General features: G+C 58.5%; 13 protein-coding genes. 4 read left to right on the top strand and 9 right to left on the bottom strand.

What is annotated here, in order from left to right:
- Window positions 1-11 precede the first annotated feature (11 nt).
- Window positions 12-728, top strand: a complete 717-nt coding sequence (locus tag IM290_RS08950) for a GntR family transcriptional regulator (protein ID WP_193041674.1) — start codon at window positions 12-14, stop codon at window positions 726-728.
- Between the two features lie 41 nt (window positions 729-769).
- On the opposite strand, the gene ldtB is transcribed toward IM290_RS08950, so the two are convergent.
- The gene (ldtB, locus tag IM290_RS08945) at window positions 770-1,690 is read right to left on the bottom strand and encodes a L,D-transpeptidase (protein WP_015571042.1); all 921 of its coding nucleotides are present in this window, start codon (window positions 1,688-1,690) and stop codon (window positions 770-772) included.
- Between the two features lie 222 nt (window positions 1,691-1,912).
- Between ldtB and IM290_RS08940 the strand changes: the two genes are divergently transcribed.
- Window positions 1,913-3,508, top strand: a complete 1,596-nt coding sequence (locus tag IM290_RS08940) for an ABC-F family ATPase (protein WP_003858434.1) — start codon at window positions 1,913-1,915, stop codon at window positions 3,506-3,508.
- 92 nt (window positions 3,509-3,600) lie between these two features.
- Here the strand turns inward: IM290_RS08940 and IM290_RS08935 are convergent, their stop codons facing one another.
- Window positions 3,601-5,964 carry a TIM-barrel domain-containing protein gene (locus tag IM290_RS08935; protein WP_193041672.1) on the bottom strand — a complete coding sequence of 788 codons (2,364 nt, stop codon included), beginning with the start codon at window positions 5,962-5,964 and terminating at the stop codon, window positions 3,601-3,603.
- 17 nt (window positions 5,965-5,981) lie between these two features.
- A complete protein-coding gene (locus IM290_RS08930) occupies window positions 5,982-7,283 on the bottom strand; it encodes an MFS transporter (protein ID WP_193041670.1) in 1,302 nt (433 codons plus the stop codon).
- Between the two features lie 286 nt (window positions 7,284-7,569).
- Here IM290_RS08930 and IM290_RS08925 point away from each other — a divergent pair, with 286 nt between their 5' ends.
- The gene (locus IM290_RS08925; protein WP_193041668.1) at window positions 7,570-8,643 is read left to right on the top strand and encodes a LacI family DNA-binding transcriptional regulator; all 1,074 of its coding nucleotides are present in this window, start codon (window positions 7,570-7,572) and stop codon (window positions 8,641-8,643) included.
- On the opposite strand, the gene IM290_RS08920 is transcribed toward IM290_RS08925, so the two are convergent.
- The 4 genes from IM290_RS08920 to IM290_RS08905 all read right to left on the bottom strand — a co-directional run bounded on the left by IM290_RS08920 (window position 8,640) and on the right by IM290_RS08905 (window position 14,418).
- A complete protein-coding gene (locus IM290_RS08920; protein WP_193041667.1) occupies window positions 8,640-9,896 on the bottom strand; it encodes a DUF1479 domain-containing protein in 1,257 nt (418 codons plus the stop codon). The two genes, IM290_RS08925 and IM290_RS08920, sit on opposite strands and share 4 nt — an antisense overlap.
- Before the next feature lie 151 nt (window positions 9,897-10,047).
- Window positions 10,048-10,863: a Cof-type HAD-IIB family hydrolase gene (locus tag IM290_RS08915; protein ID WP_017693749.1), complete on the bottom strand. Its 816-nt coding sequence runs from the start codon at window positions 10,861-10,863 to the stop codon at window positions 10,048-10,050.
- A gap of 218 nt (window positions 10,864-11,081) precedes the next feature.
- Window positions 11,082-13,514: a formate C-acetyltransferase/glycerol dehydratase family glycyl radical enzyme gene (locus IM290_RS08910; RefSeq protein ID WP_015571035.1), complete on the bottom strand. Its 2,433-nt coding sequence runs from the start codon at window positions 13,512-13,514 to the stop codon at window positions 11,082-11,084.
- Between the two features lie 4 nt (window positions 13,515-13,518).
- The gene (locus tag IM290_RS08905) at window positions 13,519-14,418 is read right to left on the bottom strand and encodes a glycyl-radical enzyme activating protein (protein ID WP_193041666.1); all 900 of its coding nucleotides are present in this window, start codon (window positions 14,416-14,418) and stop codon (window positions 13,519-13,521) included.
- 127 nt (window positions 14,419-14,545) lie between these two features.
- Here IM290_RS08905 and fsa point away from each other — a divergent pair, with 127 nt between their 5' ends.
- Entirely contained in the window at window positions 14,546-15,208 is a 663-nt protein-coding gene (gene fsa / locus IM290_RS08900) for a fructose-6-phosphate aldolase (protein ID WP_062938124.1), read from the top strand.
- Between the two features lie 86 nt (window positions 15,209-15,294).
- Here the strand turns inward: fsa and moeB are convergent, their stop codons facing one another.
- Window positions 15,295-16,047: a molybdopterin-synthase adenylyltransferase MoeB gene (gene moeB, locus IM290_RS08895; RefSeq protein ID WP_023303354.1), complete on the bottom strand. Its 753-nt coding sequence runs from the start codon at window positions 16,045-16,047 to the stop codon at window positions 15,295-15,297.
- A 1-nt stretch (window position 16,048) separates the two neighbouring features.
- Window positions 16,049-17,281 (bottom strand): molybdopterin molybdotransferase MoeA, encoded by a 1,233-nt coding sequence (gene moeA, locus IM290_RS08890; protein WP_033486341.1) that lies wholly within the window; start codon window positions 17,279-17,281, stop codon window positions 16,049-16,051.
- Between the last annotated feature and the right edge of the window lie 107 nt (window positions 17,282-17,388).

Genomic DNA, 17,388 nt, shown 5'->3' with positions numbered 1-17,388 from the left:
AAGGAAGGACGATGGCGGCGAAGTACATCACCATAGCGCGGGAAATTAAGAAACGCATTATCACCCAGCAGTACGCCGCCAATGAACCTCTGCCGGACCAGTTCGCGCTGGCGGCGGAGTTCAGCACCAGCCGGATGACCATTCAGCAGGCGATGCGTCAGCTGATCGTAGAAGGGCTGGTCTATACCCGACAGGGGCAGGGCACGTTCATCCGCAAAAATTTCCTCCAGCTTTCCCAGTGGGATCTCTCCGGCAGCGACTACTTCGGGGCGACCAAAACCTGGGAACATTTAGGCACGGTGACGAGCCAGGTGGTGCACTTCGAACTGCGCTTCCCGAACGAGAAAGAGCAGGCATCGCTGATGATAAATCCGGATACGCCGATCTATGACTTTATCCGTCTGCGTTTACTGAACGGTGAGCCGATGTCTCTGGACTCCACGGTAATGCCGCTCAATCTGGTGCCCGGTCTGAACAAAACCCATCTTGAAAGTTCGGTATTCCGGTATGTACAGGAGACGCTGGGGCTGAAGATCATGGGATCGTATCGGGTGGTGCGGGCGCTGAAGCCAAATGCGCTGGATATGCAGCACTTAATCTGTGAACAGACCGATCCGGTGCTGGAGGTAGAGCAGGTGATCTATCTTGAAGATGGTACGCCGCTGGAGTACGCCCATTGTCACTATCGCTATGACCATGGCGGCATCGTTATCGTGAATAACGGATAAAAAAAAGCGGGCCCCGCGGCCCGCTTTTTTAATTCTCACGATTAGTTCAGACGCACCGGCATACCGGAACGGTTCTGAATCGCCTGGTCAACAATGGTTGTGTCAACATCCGCCTGAGAGGTGACGGACTGTACCGCGCTGGTCAGCTTAATCGGTACGATTTCGTTGTTGTTGATCTGATCTTCGCTGGTGGACAGCGGGTTATGCACTTCAATGTAGCGGCTGCCGTCCGGCTCTGACGTCGCTTTCACCGGTTCGTTAATGAACTGCACGCGCGTACCGACCGGCACGTTATCGAACAGGAATTTGATGTCTTCATTACGCAGACGCACGCAGCCGTGGCTTACGCGCAGGCCGATACCGAAGTTGGCGTTAGTACCGTGGATGGCATACAGACGTCCAATGTACAGCGCGTACAGACCCATCGGGTTATCCGGGCCGGCAGGCACAACGGCTGGCAGCGGTTCGCCGGCAGCAATGTACTCAGCGTGCATTTTGGCGGTCGGCGTCCAGGTTGGGCCCGCTTTCTTACGCTCCACTTTGGTGGTCCAGTTCAGCGGGGTGTCTTTACCCAGCTGACCGATACCGATAGGCAGCACAATCACGGTGTTGGTGCCTTTCGGGTAGTAATACAGACGCATTTCGGCGCTGTTAATCACGATACCTTCGTGCACGGTATCCGGCAGGATCAGCTGCTGTGGAATGTTGAGTACGGTACCCGCTTTCGGCAGATACGGGTCAACGCCCGGGTTCGCCTCCAGCATGTTCGACAGACCGAGCTGATACTGCGCCGCGAAGTATTCCAGCGGCTGAGAGTTCCCTTCCGGCACCGTCACCACCTGGTTTTCACCCACCAGACGGCTTCCGTCTGTCGGCAGGGGATACGTCACCGCAGACGCGGTCTTACAAAAACCTACTACGGCTAACGCCGCCGCAAAAAGCGTTGTTAATTTCATGTTCATGTTATGCGAGGTATCTAAGCCATTCTGGCGATGAGTTGATAAGTCTGAATCGGTAATGGGAGCGCATTATATGTGCATTCCCGTTAACTGGGAATTCAGATGTGTACGAAATCACATTTTTTTCGATTTTGTTAAAGTTTAGTGGATTACCGCAACACGGGATCTCAATTCGGAATTGTGGCATAATGCCGCGTTTATCACACTTTTCGCAGGAATCTCTCCGTGTTAGTTACCAGCAACGTCACTATGCAGTTTGGCAGTAAGCCGCTGTTCGAAAACATTTCCGTCAAATTTGGCGGCGGCAACCGTTACGGCCTGATTGGTGCCAACGGTAGCGGAAAATCCACCTTTATGAAGATCCTCGGCGGTGACCTGGAGCCAACGCTCGGTAACGTGTCGCTCGACCCTAACGAGCGCATCGGTAAGCTGCGTCAGGATCAGTTCGCCTTCGAAGAGTTCACCGTGCTCGACACCGTGATCATGGGGCACGCGGAGCTGTGGGAAGTGAAGCAGGAGCGCGATCGTATCTACGGTCTCGCTGAGATGAGCGAAGAAGACGGTTACAAAGTGGCCGACCTGGAAACGCAATACGGCGAAATGGACGGCTACTCTGCGGAAGCGCGTGCGGGCGAACTGCTGCTGGGCGTCGGTATTCCGGTTGAACAGCATTACGGCCCGATGAGCGAAGTCGCGCCAGGCTGGAAGCTGCGTGTGCTGCTGGCACAGGCGCTGTTCTCTAACCCGGACATCCTGCTGCTCGACGAACCGACGAACAACCTGGACATCGACACCATCCGCTGGCTGGAGCAGACGCTGAACGATCGCGACAGCACCATGATCATCATCTCGCACGACCGTCACTTCCTGAACATGGTGTGTACCCACATGGCAGATCTGGACTACGGCGAGCTGCGCGTTTATCCGGGCAACTACGATGAGTACATGACGGCGGCAACCCAGGCGCGCGAGCGTCTGCTGGCCGACAACGCCAAGAAGAAAGCGCAGATTGCGGACCTGCAATCCTTCGTCAGCCGCTTCAGCGCCAACGCCTCTAAATCGCGCCAGGCAACGTCGCGTGCACGTCAGATCGACAAAATCAAGCTGGAAGAGGTTAAAGCCTCCAGCCGTCAGAACCCGTTCATTCGCTTCGAGCAGGACAAGAAGCTGTTCCGTAACGCGCTGGAAGTGGAAGCCCTCACCAAAGGCTTCGATGAAGGCCCGCTGTTCAAAAACTTCAACCTGCTGCTGGAAGTGGGCGAGAAGATTGCCATCCTCGGCGCCAACGGCGTGGGTAAATCCACTATGCTGAAAACCCTGGTCGGTGAACTGCAACCGGATAACGGTACCGTGAAATGGTCTGAAAACGCGCAGATTGGTTACTACGCGCAGGACCATGAATATGAGTTTGAAAACGATCTGACCGTCTTCGACTGGATGAGCCAGTGGAAGCAGGAAGGCGACGACGAGCAGGCGGTACGCAGCATTCTGGGGCGTCTGCTGTTCAGCCAGGACGACATCAAAAAGCCAGCCAAAGTGCTCTCCGGTGGTGAAAAGGGCCGTATGCTGTTCGGCAAGCTGATGATGGAAAAACCGAATATTCTGGTGATGGACGAACCGACCAACCACCTGGATATGGAATCTATTGAGTCGCTAAACATGGCGCTGGAGATGTATCAGGGCACCCTGATCTTCGTCTCTCACGACCGGGAGTTCGTCAGCTCGCTGGCGACCCGCGTGATCGAAATTACGCCAGAGCGCGTGGTGGACTTCACCGGTAACTACGAAGATTACCTGCGCAGTAAAGGTATCGAGAGTTAAAAAAATAGCCGGGTGGCGGCTTCGCCTTACCCGGCCTACGTTCTATCCCCTCTCCCTGTGGGAGAGGGTTAGGGTGAGGGCAACAGGCCGCACTACACCACCCACTCGCTCCCTTCAACTCCGTTCACCCGCAACGTACGTTTTTCCCCCGCCGGTAATGACACCTTCAGCGCCTTCCATGCCGGACGATAGTCGCCGCGCGCATTCACTTTCAGGTTGATACTTGCGCCGTCGCACACCATCTCCCATTCCACCCACAGCGCATTGCCGTTCTGGTAGCCCCAGCTTTCGCCGTCATCCTCAAACAGCAGCCCGGCGGTGGTGCCGACGCCTTTCACCGGGAACAGTTTCAGCTCACGGGTATCGTCTTTATCGGCGCTCACGTGACGGATGCGCTCGCTGAGCGGCAAACCGGCCCCGGCGCGTACCAGCAGCGGCAGCTTTTCCAGCGGCGCATCAAGGACGATCGATTGCCCGCCCGCATACCACGCGTGAGTGTAAAAATCGTACCAGCCGGTTTCGTTATCCGGCAGCCAGACGCGGCGCTCGCGCTGCCCGGCTTCGACGACGCTGGCCACCAGCAGGTCACGGCCCAGCAGGAAGTCGTCGCACTCTTCAAACGTCTGCGCATCGTGCTCATGATCGAGGAAGGTCGGGCGCAGCATCGGCTCGTCGTCGGCGTGCGCCTGCCAGAGCAGGGTGTAGAGATACGGCAGCAGGCGGTAGCGCAGTTCAATGGCGCTGCGAATCGCAGGCGTGACGCCCGGGTACATCCACGGCTCGTTCACCGTGTGATCATCGTTCCACGAATGAATGGTAAAGCGCGGGTGCATCACGCCGTTCTGTACCCAGCGCACGAACAGCTCGGCATCCGGCTTGTCGCCGGAGAAACCGCCGACGTCGTGACCGACGTTGAACAGTCCGGACAGGCTCATGCCCAGCCCCATGCGGATGTTATAACGCAGGGTGTCCCAGTTGGTGCGGTTGTCGCCGCTCCAGGTCTGAACGTAGCGCTGCATCCCGGCACAGCCGGAGCGGGAGATCAGATACGGACGTTTCTCCGGCGCAAAGCGCTGCTGCGCTTCCAGCGAGGCGCGCATCATCAGCAGCGGCATCACCGGGCGAATGTGCTTGATGGCGATCTCCTGACCGAAGCCATAGCAGCGCGCTTCCCCGTCCCACACTTCATACTCGTTGTTGTCGTTCCAGGTGGAGTCGATGCCCATCTCCAGCAGCTGCGTGGTCACGCCGTTCTGCCACCACTGCACCGTCTGCGGGTTGGTAAAGTCAAGGTGCGATCCTTCGTCATCCCAGAAGCTGGAACGTTCAGGCGCATCGGTTTCTGAATCACGAATGAACAGGCCGCGTTCCGCCACTTCGCTGTAGCGGGGATGATCCTGCAACAGACACGGCTTGATGTTGGCCGCAAGCCGCAGCCCCGCGTCGTGGAACGCCTGGCTCATCACCTTCGGCTGCGGCACTTTGTCGTAGTTCCAGTTAAAGACGTAGCGCTTGCCGTTAATCGAGGTATAGCCGGAGGAGAGCTGGAACGAGTCGCACGGAATGGCATGCTCATCGCACAGGCGGATGAAGTTCATCAGCTGGTTTTGCGCGTCCGGCGCGTCGGTGTAGTGCATGGTCGAGCCGCTGTAGCCCAGGCTCCATTTCGGTCCGAACAGCGTTTTCCCCGTCAGGCGCACGAAGGCTTTGGTCACGTCCAGCACGCGCTTGCCGGTGAAGAGGTAGTAGTCAATATCGCCCGCTTCCGCCTGCCAGCGGCGGTAGGCAGTGTGATAGTTGTCGATCTCGTTACCCAGATCCAGCCAGCAGCTGCTCAGGTTATCGTAGAACAGACCGTAGCTCACGTCATCGCGACGGGTGAGGGTGAACGGGATGTGCTTGTAAAGCGGATCGGTGCTGGCCGCGTTATAGCCCATCGCGTCCAGGTTACGCATCTCATAGCGTTTGCCGTTGCGCTGTAAATCACCCGCTTTCTCACCCAGACCGTAAAAACGTTCATCCTTACGACGGCTAAGATAGTGCGCCACGCCGTCACCGTGGGCGTTCAGCAGGTAGGCGCTGGTCGGGCGGTCATTGACCAGCGGCTGCCACTCGCCCGCCTCATTGCGGTAGTGCCACTCCAGCCACAGCGGCTGGTGGATGGTGACGCGCAGCTGTTCAGTCGCTACGGTTAACGTGTAGTCCTGCTGCGTCAGCGTCCAGGCAGGGCAGGTGAAGCCGCTGACATCGTCACGACGGCGGCCTTCCCACGGCACATCTTGTTCCGGCGCGATGCTCCAGGTGCGGTTCAGCGCCAGCTCGCCTTTACGTTTGATCAGCACACGGAACAGATTCTCTTCCAGCACATACAGACACAGGCGGTGCTGATTATCGACCAGCAGTTCCAGATGGTTTGCTGACTGCTTATCTACGGTCCAGTTTTTCAGGGTTTTCATATGCAATACATCCACTATCAGGCGCGCTTGGCGCGACGTTCAGCAATAAATGCTACCAGGAAGACAGCGCCAATCAGGTCAAAGAAGCCCATGGCAATAAAAAGCGGGTTAAAGCCGATTTTGTCGGCGGTCACACCGATTAACAGTGAGAACAGGAAGCTGGCGATCCACGCCGCCGAGCCGCGCATGCCGTTGACGGTCGCCATCTGGCCTTTGTCGAACGACTCCACGACCAGGGCGCTCAGCATGCAGGAGATGATCTGGTGCCCGAAGCCGCCGATAGAGATCAGCACGATGGTGATATACGGGTCGCGGGTCACGGCCACGACGGCCAGAGAAATCATCAGAAACGCGCCGGTGACGGAGCTGGCTACCACCGAGTTGACGCGGGTGCAGCCAAACCAGCGGGTGTAGAGCCGTGTCAGGTAGCCGCTCGCCACGCTGCCGAGGTCGGCGGCCAGGAACGGCAGCCAGGCGAACATCGCGATCTGCTTCAGGTCCATGCCGTGCTCTTTGGCGAGGTACAGCGGCACCCAGAAGCTCAGCACGGCCCAGGCCGGTTCCGCCATAAAGGCCGGGATGGCGATACCGTAGAAACGTTTGTTCTTCGAGACGGTTTTCAGCGCGGTCAGGAAGGGCAGTTTGACCGGCGCAGGTTCGTTATCCTGCTTGATAAACGCCAGTTCATCGCGGCTCAGGTTCGGGTGCTGTTCCGGGTTGTGATAAAACGCCCACCACAGGATCACCCACAGCAGCGCCAGCACGCCGGTAAACATAAACGCACCCTGCCAGCCGAACGACGCGTGGGCAAAGTAGATGATAGGCGGGGCCAGCATGGCCCCAATGGAGAAGCCTACCCCCGCCCAGCCTGCGGCAACAGGGCGCTCTGATTTCGGGAACCATTCACCGATGGTTTTGGCGTTCGCTGGCGTGGCGGCGGCTTCGGACGCACCCATAAAGAAGCGCAGAATCGCCAGGTGCAGCCAGCTTCCGGCACCCGCGTGGAAGATACACATCAGCGCCCAGATCCCGGCGCAGACCATAAAGCCGATTTTCAGGCCGATAACGTCAATCAGCCAGCCGCACAGGGGCTGGAAAATGGTGTAGGCGATCTGGAACGCGCCGACGATCCAGGAGTACTGCTCGGTGGTGATCCCGAGGCTCTCTTTCAGTTCAGGGGCGAGAATACCTAACGAATTACGGGTGATGTAGTTAACGGTCACGCCGAGAAGAAACAGCACCAGTATGTACCAGCGCAGGTTCCTGATGACGCGACGTGTTTTGCTTGTCGCAACGGTGTTATTGATGTCCTGACTCATTTTCTTCTCCACAAGACGGACGGTAAGGGGACAAAGGTTCAGGTGTCACACAGCGTCAGGCGTTTGAAAGTTATCTGTTTTAGAGTACTAAGCTGCTATACAACTAGTATGGAAGTTGTGTGACAGGTTCACCTTAAGAAAGAAATTGGGCAGGGAATAGTGGATTTTGTGCAAATTTTCTCATAACCGAGGTTTAATTTTCGGCATTATGGCCCTCTCGCAAGTTATTATCTGATAAACATGTTGTGAAAATTTTTTCATTTCACATCCGGAGCCAGATCACAAAATGGACAAAAGGCTTAAAATCACCGAAATCGCCGCCCGGACGCAGCTCTCCATCAGCACCGTTTCTCGCGTGCTGGCGGGGAAGGCAAACACCAGCGAAAAGGCACGGGCAAAGGTGCTGGCGTGCGCGCGGGAGCTGGGGGTAATGGACGGCATGGCGGCGGGGCGTCTGCTGCTTAACAGCCTGGTGGTGTTTGCCCCGCAGCGGGCGTTTGACGAGCGGTCCGACATCTTTTACTACCGCGTCATCCAGAGCGTGAGCAAAGGACTGGCCTCGCACGAGGTGCGTCTGCGCTACTGTGCGCTGGAGGAGAACGACAGCGATGCCCAGCTGTTTCTGGCCCGCATGAACGAAGCGGACACTCAGGCGGCGATCCTCCTCGGTATCGACGATCCGCATATCCACGATCTGGCGGTAGACGTGGGCAAACCCTGCATGCTGATTAACTGCCGGGACCGCCACATGCGCCTGCCCGCCGTCGCGCCGGATCATCGCGCGATTGGCGAGCGGGCGGCAGAGTACCTGTTCGAGATGGGGCACCGGGAGGTGATGAACGTGCTGTGCCTGCGTCGCTACACCATGGAGCTGCGCCTGTCCGGGATCCGCGGCGCTTGGCACGGTCATAACCTCAGGTTCAGCGACAGGCGCGACCTGCTGATGGTGTCCAGCTTCAGTGCCAGAGAGACGGAGCAGCTGGTGAGCGAGTGGCTTCACCAGCAGAAAGGGAAGGACCTGCCGACGGCGTTCCTGGTTGGTGGCGATTTTATGGCGGCGGGGACCATCAGCGCGCTGCAAAAACACGGTCTGCGCGTGCCGCAGGATGTCTCGGTGATGAGCATTGACGGGTTTAATCTGGCCGCGATTCAGGATGTGCCCTTAACGGCAGTGCATGTCCCGCGCGATGAGCTGGGAACAGAAGCGGTATATATGCTCCAGCAGCGGCTGATGCGCCCGGACGCGCCGGTAGGAACGTTGCTGCTAAACGGCACGCTGACCGTGCGGGAGTCGGTACGGCGGATACGTCAGGGGAAGCGACGCACCGCCGTGGAGCGGGAAGGGCTGTACGACGGTTAAGCCATGCCCAGCGCGCGCCTGCCGTGGATGTTGAGATCGTTCACGGTAAAGCGATCCTGCCAGCTTTTCTCATAATCCTCGCGCGGGAAATCGCCCGGCGACGCGCCGGTTTCCAGCGCTTCCTTGACCTTTTTCGCATAGGCGAGATTCTTCTCGCACATTGGCGCGGCAGGAATGTACATCACGTTGCCCCAGCCCTGCTGATTTTCCACCGGCGCGACGGAGTGGATCACATCGCAGTGCCACCACACGGAATCACCGGCTTCCAGCGCCGGAATGCTGGTTAACGCTTCGATCAGCAGCGGGTGCCACTTCTCGGAAATCGGCAGTACGCGTCCCGGCGCCACGCCGCACAGCTCGTCTTCCGGCACGTCGTCCAGCAGCGGACGCAGCAGAATGTAAGCCATTGCCTCCGGGATCGGCACCACGTGCAGCAGCCCCTGGCCGGGGATCATGTCCGACAGCGCCGTCCAGCCCTGGAAGGTGCGGAACACCGAGCATTTGGTGGTGTTATCCACGGTGTACTCTTCCACTTCGGTACGGTGCGCGGCATTCCACGGATCGTATTTCTCAACGTTGCCGTCAAACACGCGGGCAAAGACCTGCTGATAAGCGGGCAGCAGCCAGCGCTCCAGCGCGCCAGAATCAGTGTGTGCGCCAAGTCCCTTCGAGGTGGTTCCCGGTGGACGACGGCGGATGCGGTCCGGGTAAATCACGCTCACGTCCGGGTCGAACCACTGCTTGCCGTTGCTCTCAAATGTCCATAAGCGGTTAAGGAACGACTGTACCTGCGCCATCTCTTCACTCTGACGCGCCTGCATTTGCGCCTGAGACCAGTAGATCGGATAAATCTCCGGACGAGAGGCCGTTAAGGTGCCGAAGAAGTTATCGCCGGGGCCTTTGTACACCTCGTCAAACTTATTCAGATCGAGGTAGTCGAGCATCGACTGATCCCATGCCAGCGCCTGCTCGCGCGGGAAGTGGCCTTTGATCACTGCGCAGCCGCGACGTTTAACGGCTTCGCGCTGTTCGGCGGTGATCGTGCCGTTTTTCACGTCCGCAAAGGGGATCGCTGGCCAGACGGTTTCGCCTTTGTTTTTGAGAGCGTTGATTTCCGCCACGCGGGTGGCAATGCTGTCGCTGAGCTTGTCGAACACCGCCTGCACATCGCCGATCTGGGCCCGTAGCTCGCGTTTCATCTGACGGATTGCCGCTTTATGGTCCGCTGGCAACGTTTCGCTGGTAAAGGTCATAACTGCCTCGCATCTTTCATTCGAAAGTAAAAGTGTCTACAAGTGATACTTTAAGTTAAAAAAAAGTTAATGCAAGTTTAAAACCTTGACGGGTGCCACAGGATGGGAAAAGAGTGAGCGGGCCGGAGCGAGGCTCCGGCAGGTAGGGGGATCAGGCGTCGAACGGGGAGTGCGCGTCGAGCACGGCCTGAATCACATTCAGCGCGCCCTGATGGTTGTTATCGTCGGTAGTGTAACGGCTGACCTCTTTAATGCTGTCCGCCGCGTTGCCCATCGCAAAGGAGTATTTCACCAGCTTCAGCATTTCCGCATCGTTGCCGCTGTCGCCAATGCCGACGCACGCCTGAGGTGAGACTTTCCAGCGTTTAAGCAGGCGGCTGATGCCGTTGGCCTTGTGCAGGCCGGGGATAATCAAATCGACAAAACCGAAGCCGCTGGTGACCGGCTTCATGATGCCGTCCAGGGAGACATGCAGTTTATCGACCAGATTCGGGATATCGCTGTCCGGCAGGTTCAGGGAGAATTTAAACAGCACGTCGTCAATTTCGCGGTAATCGCTGATGGGTTTTAAGCGATGGTAGTGTTTCGACATCAGCTTCACGAACGCTTCTGGTGCTTTATCGCTGACGTACGCGCTCTCCAGCCCGCAGGCCACAAAGTTCAGCCCTTTGTCTTTCAGCAACTCGCCAATGACGATCTGCGACTCATGACGCGTCAGTTCGCCGTGGAAAATCTGTTCGCCGTGATCGAAGACCAGCGCGCCGTTTTCCGCGACGAAGGAGATCTGATCTTTCAGCTCCGGGAAGAAGGAGATGAGCTGGTAATACTGGTTGCCGCTGGCGACAACAAATTCAATGTCGCGGGCTTTAAGCTGCTCAAACTGTGCCTGGAAGCGGTCACGATCGTACTGCTTGGCATCATCAAGGAAAGTTCCGTCCATATCGGTGACGATAACTTTTACGGTCATACTGTGCTCCTGGGTCACTGCGTTTGAAACATTCTAATAACAAGGTGACGGGGAGCACAAATTTAATTTCATTCGAAAGTCAAAGCAAAACGGCAACCAAAGTTGCCGTTTTTAGTGTTTTCTCCCTCTCCCCGTGGGAGAGGGCCGGGGTGAGGGCATCAGCGTGCGCATTTCCCCCTCACCCTAACCCTCTCCCTCAAGGGAGAGGGGATAAACCGTTACAGCGTATGCTCAGTACGGGCAATAATATCGTCCTGCGCATCTGGCGACAGGGCAGTGAAGAACGCCGAGTAGCCCGCCACGCGCACCACCAGGTCACGATACTGATCCGGGTGTTTCTTCGCTTCCAGCAGCGTTTCGCGGGAGACGATGTTGTACTGAATGTGCCAGCCTTTATGCACCTCGAAGAAGGTGCGCAGCAGCACCATCAGCTTCTGGCGATCGCTGTCGTTTTCCAGCGTCGACGGGTTCAGCTTCTGGTTTAGCAGCACTCCGCCGAGAATCGCTTCCGTCGGCAGTTTACCCACGGAGCCAATCACCGCCGTCGGGCCGAGGTGGTCGGTACCGGAGGCCGGGCTTGCCCCTTCCGCCAGCGGGGTGTGGGCTTTACGGCCGTCCGGCGTTGCCATGGTTGCTGCGCCAAACGGCACGTTTGCGGAGATAGACGACGTGCCCGCATAGTAGTTACCCCCAATCGGGCCGCGGCCGTAGCGTGGGTTATGGTACTGCTTCAGCTCTTCAATGTAGGTTTCGTAGGCACGGGTCAGCAGCAGGTCCACGCTGTCGTCGTCGTTGCCGTACTTCGGCGCGCCGTTGATCAGGCGCTGGCGCAGCTGCTCGTGGGTCAGCCCCTCGAAGTCATCCGCCAGCGCCGCCGCCAGCTGTTGCTGACCGATAACGCCCTGGTCAAACACCAGCTTCTTCACCGCTGCCAGGCTGTTGCCGAGGTTGGCGATCCCCACCTGTAGGCCGGAAACCCAGTCATACTTCGCGCCGCCCTGCTTAATGCTTTTCGCGCGTTCGATACAGTCGTCCACCAGCGCCGAGCAGAGAATATCGTGGACGTTCTCTTCCAGCATGGTGTCCACCACGTACTCGATCTCAATGGATTTGCGGGTGTAGTAGCGGATCTGGTTATCCCACGCCGCCATGACCTCATCAAAATTCCCGAAGTTACCGGCAGAAAGCGCTTTTTCCTGCGGCAGGAACACCTGGCCGCTGGTGGCGTCGCGACCGCCTTCCAGCGCCGCCAGCATCACGCGGGCGAAGTTGATAAAGCTCATGCCGGTGCAGCGATAGCCCCACTTGCCGCCAACGGCGGTTTCGATGCAGCCAATCGCCGCATAGTCATACGCGTCCTCTCGTTCCACGCCGAGCTTGATAAATTCCGGGATGACGATTTCATCGTTGTTAAACGCCGGCATCCCGAAGCCGCAGCGGATCACCTGCACGCAGGCGTCGAGGAAGTCGTTGCTCATGCCCGCGTGGTAGCGCACGCTCAGGTTTGGCTGGGTGGAGCGCAGGCGACCGCAGGATTCGAGAATGGCGTAAGAGAGCGGGTTGACCGCGTCCATCGGTTCACCGTTGACCAGCTTCTGGCCGCCGATGGTGACGTTCTGATACAGCGGGCTGCCCGCAGAGGCTTTGGAGTGCGAGCCGGAGCGGATTTTGTTCACTTCCAGCAGCTTCAGCCAGCAGCTGTGCAGCAGCTCAATGGCGTGCTCGCGATCCAGACTCTGGTCCAGCTCCACATCGCGGCGATAGTACGGGTAAAGGTACTGGTCCATACGGGCAAAGGAGACGGAGTGACCGTTGGACTCAATTTGCAGGATCAGCTGAATGAAGTAGCACAGCTGTAGCGCCTGCCAGAAGGTTTTTGGCGGTTGGTGGGCGATGATGTCGCAGTTTTCCGCCATGGCCAGCAGCTCGTCGCGGCGGCTGTCGCGGGTTTCTGTCGCGGCCATTTCACGCGCCAGGTCGGCAAAGCGTTTGATGTGCAGGCTTACGGCTTCCAGCACGATATCAATGGCTTTCAGGAACTGATCGCCGTGCAGATCGTCCAGCACCGTCAGGTTGATGCGCGACCGGCGCTCGGCCACTTTCGCGCGCAGGCCGTCGAGACCTTTCTCCAGCACCAGCGGGAAGTTAACCGCCAGGTGTGCGTCACCGGAGGTCATATTGCCTTCCGCTTTGATGATGCCGGTTTCCAGCAGGCCTTTCTGCTCGTCGGTAAACATACCGTAGCAGCGATCCTGCACCGTCTGGCCGCGCCACCACGGGCAGATCGCATGCAGGACGCGCTTGTTCTCTTCGCTGACCGCAAAGCCCGCGCCCGGACGGTCCGCCAGATCGTCAATCTCTTTCTCAATCCAGGAGACGGTATATTCCGGGAAGATCGGCGCGGCACGCACTTCGCTTGCCTGGTTGCCGATAATCAGCTCGTCGTGCTTGATCCAGATGGTACGTTTTGCCAGGTGGTGGGCGAGGGCCAGCGCGCGACGTACCGGGATCGGCTTGTCCAGATGCTGCTGATACATTTCGGTATAGTGCTGCGCGCGCTCGGTACAGACCGGCGGCTTAACGATATGCACCAGCGCCGTTTTGTGCGCCTTGATGCGCTCGCTGAGGGTGTTGAGATTCAGGGTGGTCATAAGTTTATCCTCGTAAGGTCGCGGTTAACCCTTTCTGGCAGGCATACTGCTGCGCGAAGTCCAGCAGGGCAGGGTTATCCAGCGGTTTGTCAGGGGCAGAGTAGGGTTGGCCGAGCAGGGTGTATTTGTTCATGCCCAGCGTGTGATACGGCAGAAAATGAATATCGTGAACGCCGAGTTCATCGGCGGCGAAATTGGTAATGGCGGTAACCGACGCTTCATCGGCGTTGAAGCCCTGGATCAGCGGCACGCGGATGGTGATTTTTTTCCCGGCAGCGGCGAGGCGCTTCAGGTTGTCCAGGATCCGTCTGGCTGAGCCATCGGTCCACTGTTTGAATACGTCACTGTCCACATGTTTCAGATCTGCCAGGAACAGATCGACATACGGCAGTGACGGCTCGATATAATGCCAGGGTACGTGAAGGCAGGTTTCAACGGCGGTATGAATACCTTGTTCATGGCTGGCTTTAAACAGGGCGTGTGCCAGCGCCGGGTTCATGAACGGCTCGCCGCCGGAGAGGGTGATCCCGCCGCCGCTGCGGTCGTAGAAGGGCTTGTCGCGCAGCACGGTGGCCATAATCTCCTCCACCTGCTTCTCTTCACCGCAGACGGTAAGCGCCTGGGTCGGGCAACAGTCGGTAAGGGCAGTGAGCGTCTCGTCGTTAAGCGTCTCACGATGAATGACCAGCCCGTTCAGCGCGCGTTCAACACACCCCGGCGCGGCCTGCTGACACAGGTCACAGCCGTCCATGCACAGGCGGGCATCAAACAGGACGTCCCGCGTGCGGGAGCGGCTTTCCGGGTTCTGACACCAGCGACAGCCCAGCGAGCAGCCTTTCAGGAATACCACGGTTCGAATACCGGGACCGTCGTGGGTGGAGTAACGCTGTATATTGAAGATCATTTTCTTGCCCTCAAATTACATATGAAGATTAAATTACTTTCGAATGAAAGTTATCTTGATATGGGTCAATTCCTGAGCAGGTTTTGCTGTGATAGGGTAAGTGCAGGCTAATTTTGAGGGTGACATCATGGAACTTTATCTCGACACATCTGACGTTGCGGCAGTCAAAAAGCTGGCGCGTATCTTCCCGCTGGCGGGCGTGACCACTAACCCAAGCATTGTGGCGGCGGGTAAAACGCCTCTGGAAGAGCTGCTGCCCGCGCTGCACGACGCGCTGGGCGGCAAGGGCCGGCTGTTCGCTCAGGTGATGGCGAAGACCGCCGAGGGAATGGTGGAAGACGCACGTAAACTGCGCGCGATAATCAATGACCTGGTGGTGAAAGTGCCCGTGACCGCTGAAGGGCTGGCGGCGCTCAAAATGCTGAAAGCAGAAGGGATCCCGACGCTGGGTACGGCGGTGTACGGCGCAGCACAGGGGATGCTCTCCGCACTGGCGGGGGCTGAGTATGTGGCTCCTTATGTGAACCGCGTGGACGCGCAGGGCGGGGACGGGATCCAGACGGTGGTTGAACTGCAACAGCTGCTGACCCTGCATGCCCCGCAGTCAAAAGTGCTGGCGGCGAGCTTTAAAACCCCGCGCCAGGCGCTGGACTGCCTGCTGGCAGGGTGCGAGTCCATCACGCTGCCGCTGGACGTGGCGCAGCAGTTTATTACCTCTCCGGCCGTGGATGCGGCAATTGTGAAGTTTGAGCAGGACTGGCAGGGGGCGTTTGGGCGGACGTCTATTTGACGCTGTTGCCGGGTGGCGCTGACGCTTACCCGGCCTACGCTCGGGCCGTTGTAGGTCGGGTAAGGCGAAGCCGCCACCCGACTTTTTTACTGGCTACACACCTCACACCCGGGATTACGCATCAGCTTCATCTCGCGGAACTGGCAGGTCATCGCGTCATACATCACGATTTTACCCGCTGCGGGCGTGCCGTAGTGCGCCAGCACTTTGATCGCCTCCATCGCCTGCAAGGAACCGATAACGCCAACCAGTGGCGCCATCACGCCCGCCTCGACGCAGGTCAGCGCATTCTCGCCAAACAGACGGCTCAGGCAGCGGTAGCAGGGCTCTCCTTCAGCGTAGGTGAAGACGCTGATTTGCCCCTCCATGCGGATGGCCGCGCCGGAAATCAGCGGCGTTTTACGGGCAAAGCAGCCCGCATTGAGCTGGTTGCGAATGGCGACGTTATCGGTGCAGTCCAGCACCAGGTCATGCCGTGCAATCTGCGCAAACAGCGCGTCGTCATCCAGCATCGCGTCAATCAGGGTGAACTGAACGTTGGGGTTAATGCGCGCCAGCGCCGTGCGTGCTGATTCCACTTTAGGCTGACCGACCGTCGCGTCGCTGTGCAGCGTCTGGCGTTGCAGGTTGGACACCGACACGGTGTCGAAATCCAGCAGCGTCATGCTGCCGACACCCGCCGCAGCCAGGTATTGCGCCGCTGCGCAGCCCAGACCGCCCAGGCCCACAACCAGCACGCTGGCCGCCTTGAGCGCTTCCTGGCCCTCGAAATCAAACCCGCGTAGCACGATCTGGCGGTTATAGCGCATCATCTCCGGGTCGCTCAGTTCCACCGTCATGTCAGCCTCCGAACAGGTGGTTAAAGCGTTCCACTTCAACCCATTCGCCCGCCTCAACGTGGCCGCGATCGCGCTCCAGCACGATAAAGCAGTTACCCTGACTGAAGGAGCTAAAGATGTGCGAACCCTGATGCCCGGTGGTGCTCACCTCCAGCTCGCCGTCGGCGTTGCGCGCCAGAATGCCGCGCTGGAAATCGAGACGGCCCGGTGATTTTTTGAGGCGCGTTGCCGCCCGCACGCGCACACGCTCCGGCAGCGGGCTGGCATTGTTGCCTGAAAGCTTCGCCAGCAGCGGGATCACCAGCTGGTAGAAGGTCAGCGCGGCAGAGACCGGGTTACCCGGCAGGCCACAGAACCAGCTGTGCGGAAGTTTGCCAAACGCGAACGGTTTGCCCGGTTTAATCGCTAGCTTCCAGAAGGCGATTTCGCCCAGCTCTTCAAGCAGGCTTTTGGTGTAATCCGCTTCGCCAACCGATACGCCGCCGGAGCTGATCACCACGTCGGCAGAGGCGTCAGCGTCGATAAACGCCGCGCGCAGTTTTTGCGGATCGTCAGGAATGATACCGAGGTTAATCACCTCACAGCCCAGCTGCTCAAGCATCAGGTGCACCGCCAGACGGTTGGTGTCGTAAATCTGCCCCTCGTTCAGCGGCTGACCCGGAAGCTGTAGCTCGTCTCCCGTGGAGAACACCGCCACGCGCACTTTGCGGACCACGTCAATCTCCGCGATGCCAAGCGATGCCAGCACCGGCAGTTCGGCGACCGTCAGCTTTTGCCCGGCGGCAAAGACCGTTGCGCCCAGGGTAATGTCTTCCCCGATGTGGCGGATATTCTGTCCCGCTTTGACGCTGGCGGTAAAGCGCACGCCGTCGTCCGTTTGTTCGGTCTCTTCCTGCATCACCACGGCTTCACAGCCCTTTGGCACCGGTGCCCCGGTCATAATGCGCACGCAGGTGCCCGCTGGCCACTCACCGTTAAACGGCTGCCCGGCAAACGCTTTACCTGCCACCGGCAGCGGCTGACCCGTTTGCAGATCCGCCAGACGTACGGCATAGCCGTCCATCGCCGCGTTATCGAACCCCGGCACGTTCAGCGGCGAGACGATATCGCGCGCGGCAATACGGCCAAAACAGCGCACAAGCGGCAGTGTCTCAACGTCGTGCAGTGGAGTAATGCGGTCAAGCATCTGCGAGAGTGCCGTCTCAAGCGGCATCAGTCCGGCGGTAAAATCCATGGTGGGCTCCTGCGGAGTAACAACGAAAGCGCTCATTATGGCAGAAAAGTGCGGCTAACTGTATGACCCGATGGGTGTACGCTTTACATCACAGTTGCGTCTTTCTA

The sequence above is a fragment of the Enterobacter cloacae complex sp. S1 genome (assembly GCF_014930525.1).
GTDB classification, from domain to species: domain Bacteria; phylum Pseudomonadota; class Gammaproteobacteria; order Enterobacterales; family Enterobacteriaceae; genus Enterobacter; species Enterobacter hormaechei_C.
Note: the sequence above shows the minus strand (reverse complement) of the source record. Positions and strands in the feature narration are given on the sequence as shown.

Bases quoted from the DNA above. Each gene is read 5' to 3' on its own strand.
- IM290_RS08925 (WP_193041668.1), top strand. From the start codon at position 7,570: ATGGACAAAAGGCTTAAAATCACCGAAATCGCCGCCCGGACGCAGCTC.
- moeA (WP_033486341.1), bottom strand. From the start codon at position 17,281: ATGGATTTTACCGCCGGACTGATGCCGCTTGAGACGGCACTCTCGCAG.
- IM290_RS08910 (WP_015571035.1), bottom strand. From the start codon at position 13,514: ATGACCACCCTGAATCTCAACACCCTCAGCGAGCGCATCAAGGCGCAC.
- IM290_RS08915 (WP_017693749.1), bottom strand. From the start codon at position 10,863: ATGACCGTAAAAGTTATCGTCACCGATATGGACGGAACTTTCCTTGAT.
- moeB (WP_023303354.1), bottom strand. From the start codon at position 16,047: ATGACGGTGGAACTGAGCGACCCGGAGATGATGCGCTATAACCGCCAG.
- IM290_RS08920 (WP_193041667.1), bottom strand. From the start codon at position 9,896: ATGACCTTTACCAGCGAAACGTTGCCAGCGGACCATAAAGCGGCAATC.
- fsa (WP_062938124.1), top strand. From the start codon at position 14,546: ATGGAACTTTATCTCGACACATCTGACGTTGCGGCAGTCAAAAAGCTG.
- IM290_RS08950 (WP_193041674.1), top strand. From the start codon at position 12: ATGGCGGCGAAGTACATCACCATAGCGCGGGAAATTAAGAAACGCATT.
- IM290_RS08935 (WP_193041672.1), bottom strand. From the start codon at position 5,964: ATGAAAACCCTGAAAAACTGGACCGTAGATAAGCAGTCAGCAAACCAT.
- IM290_RS08930 (WP_193041670.1), bottom strand. From the start codon at position 7,283: ATGAGTCAGGACATCAATAACACCGTTGCGACAAGCAAAACACGTCGC.
- ldtB (WP_015571042.1), bottom strand. From the start codon at position 1,690: ATGAACATGAAATTAACAACGCTTTTTGCGGCGGCGTTAGCCGTAGTA.
- IM290_RS08905 (WP_193041666.1), bottom strand. From the start codon at position 14,418: ATGATCTTCAATATACAGCGTTACTCCACCCACGACGGTCCCGGTATT.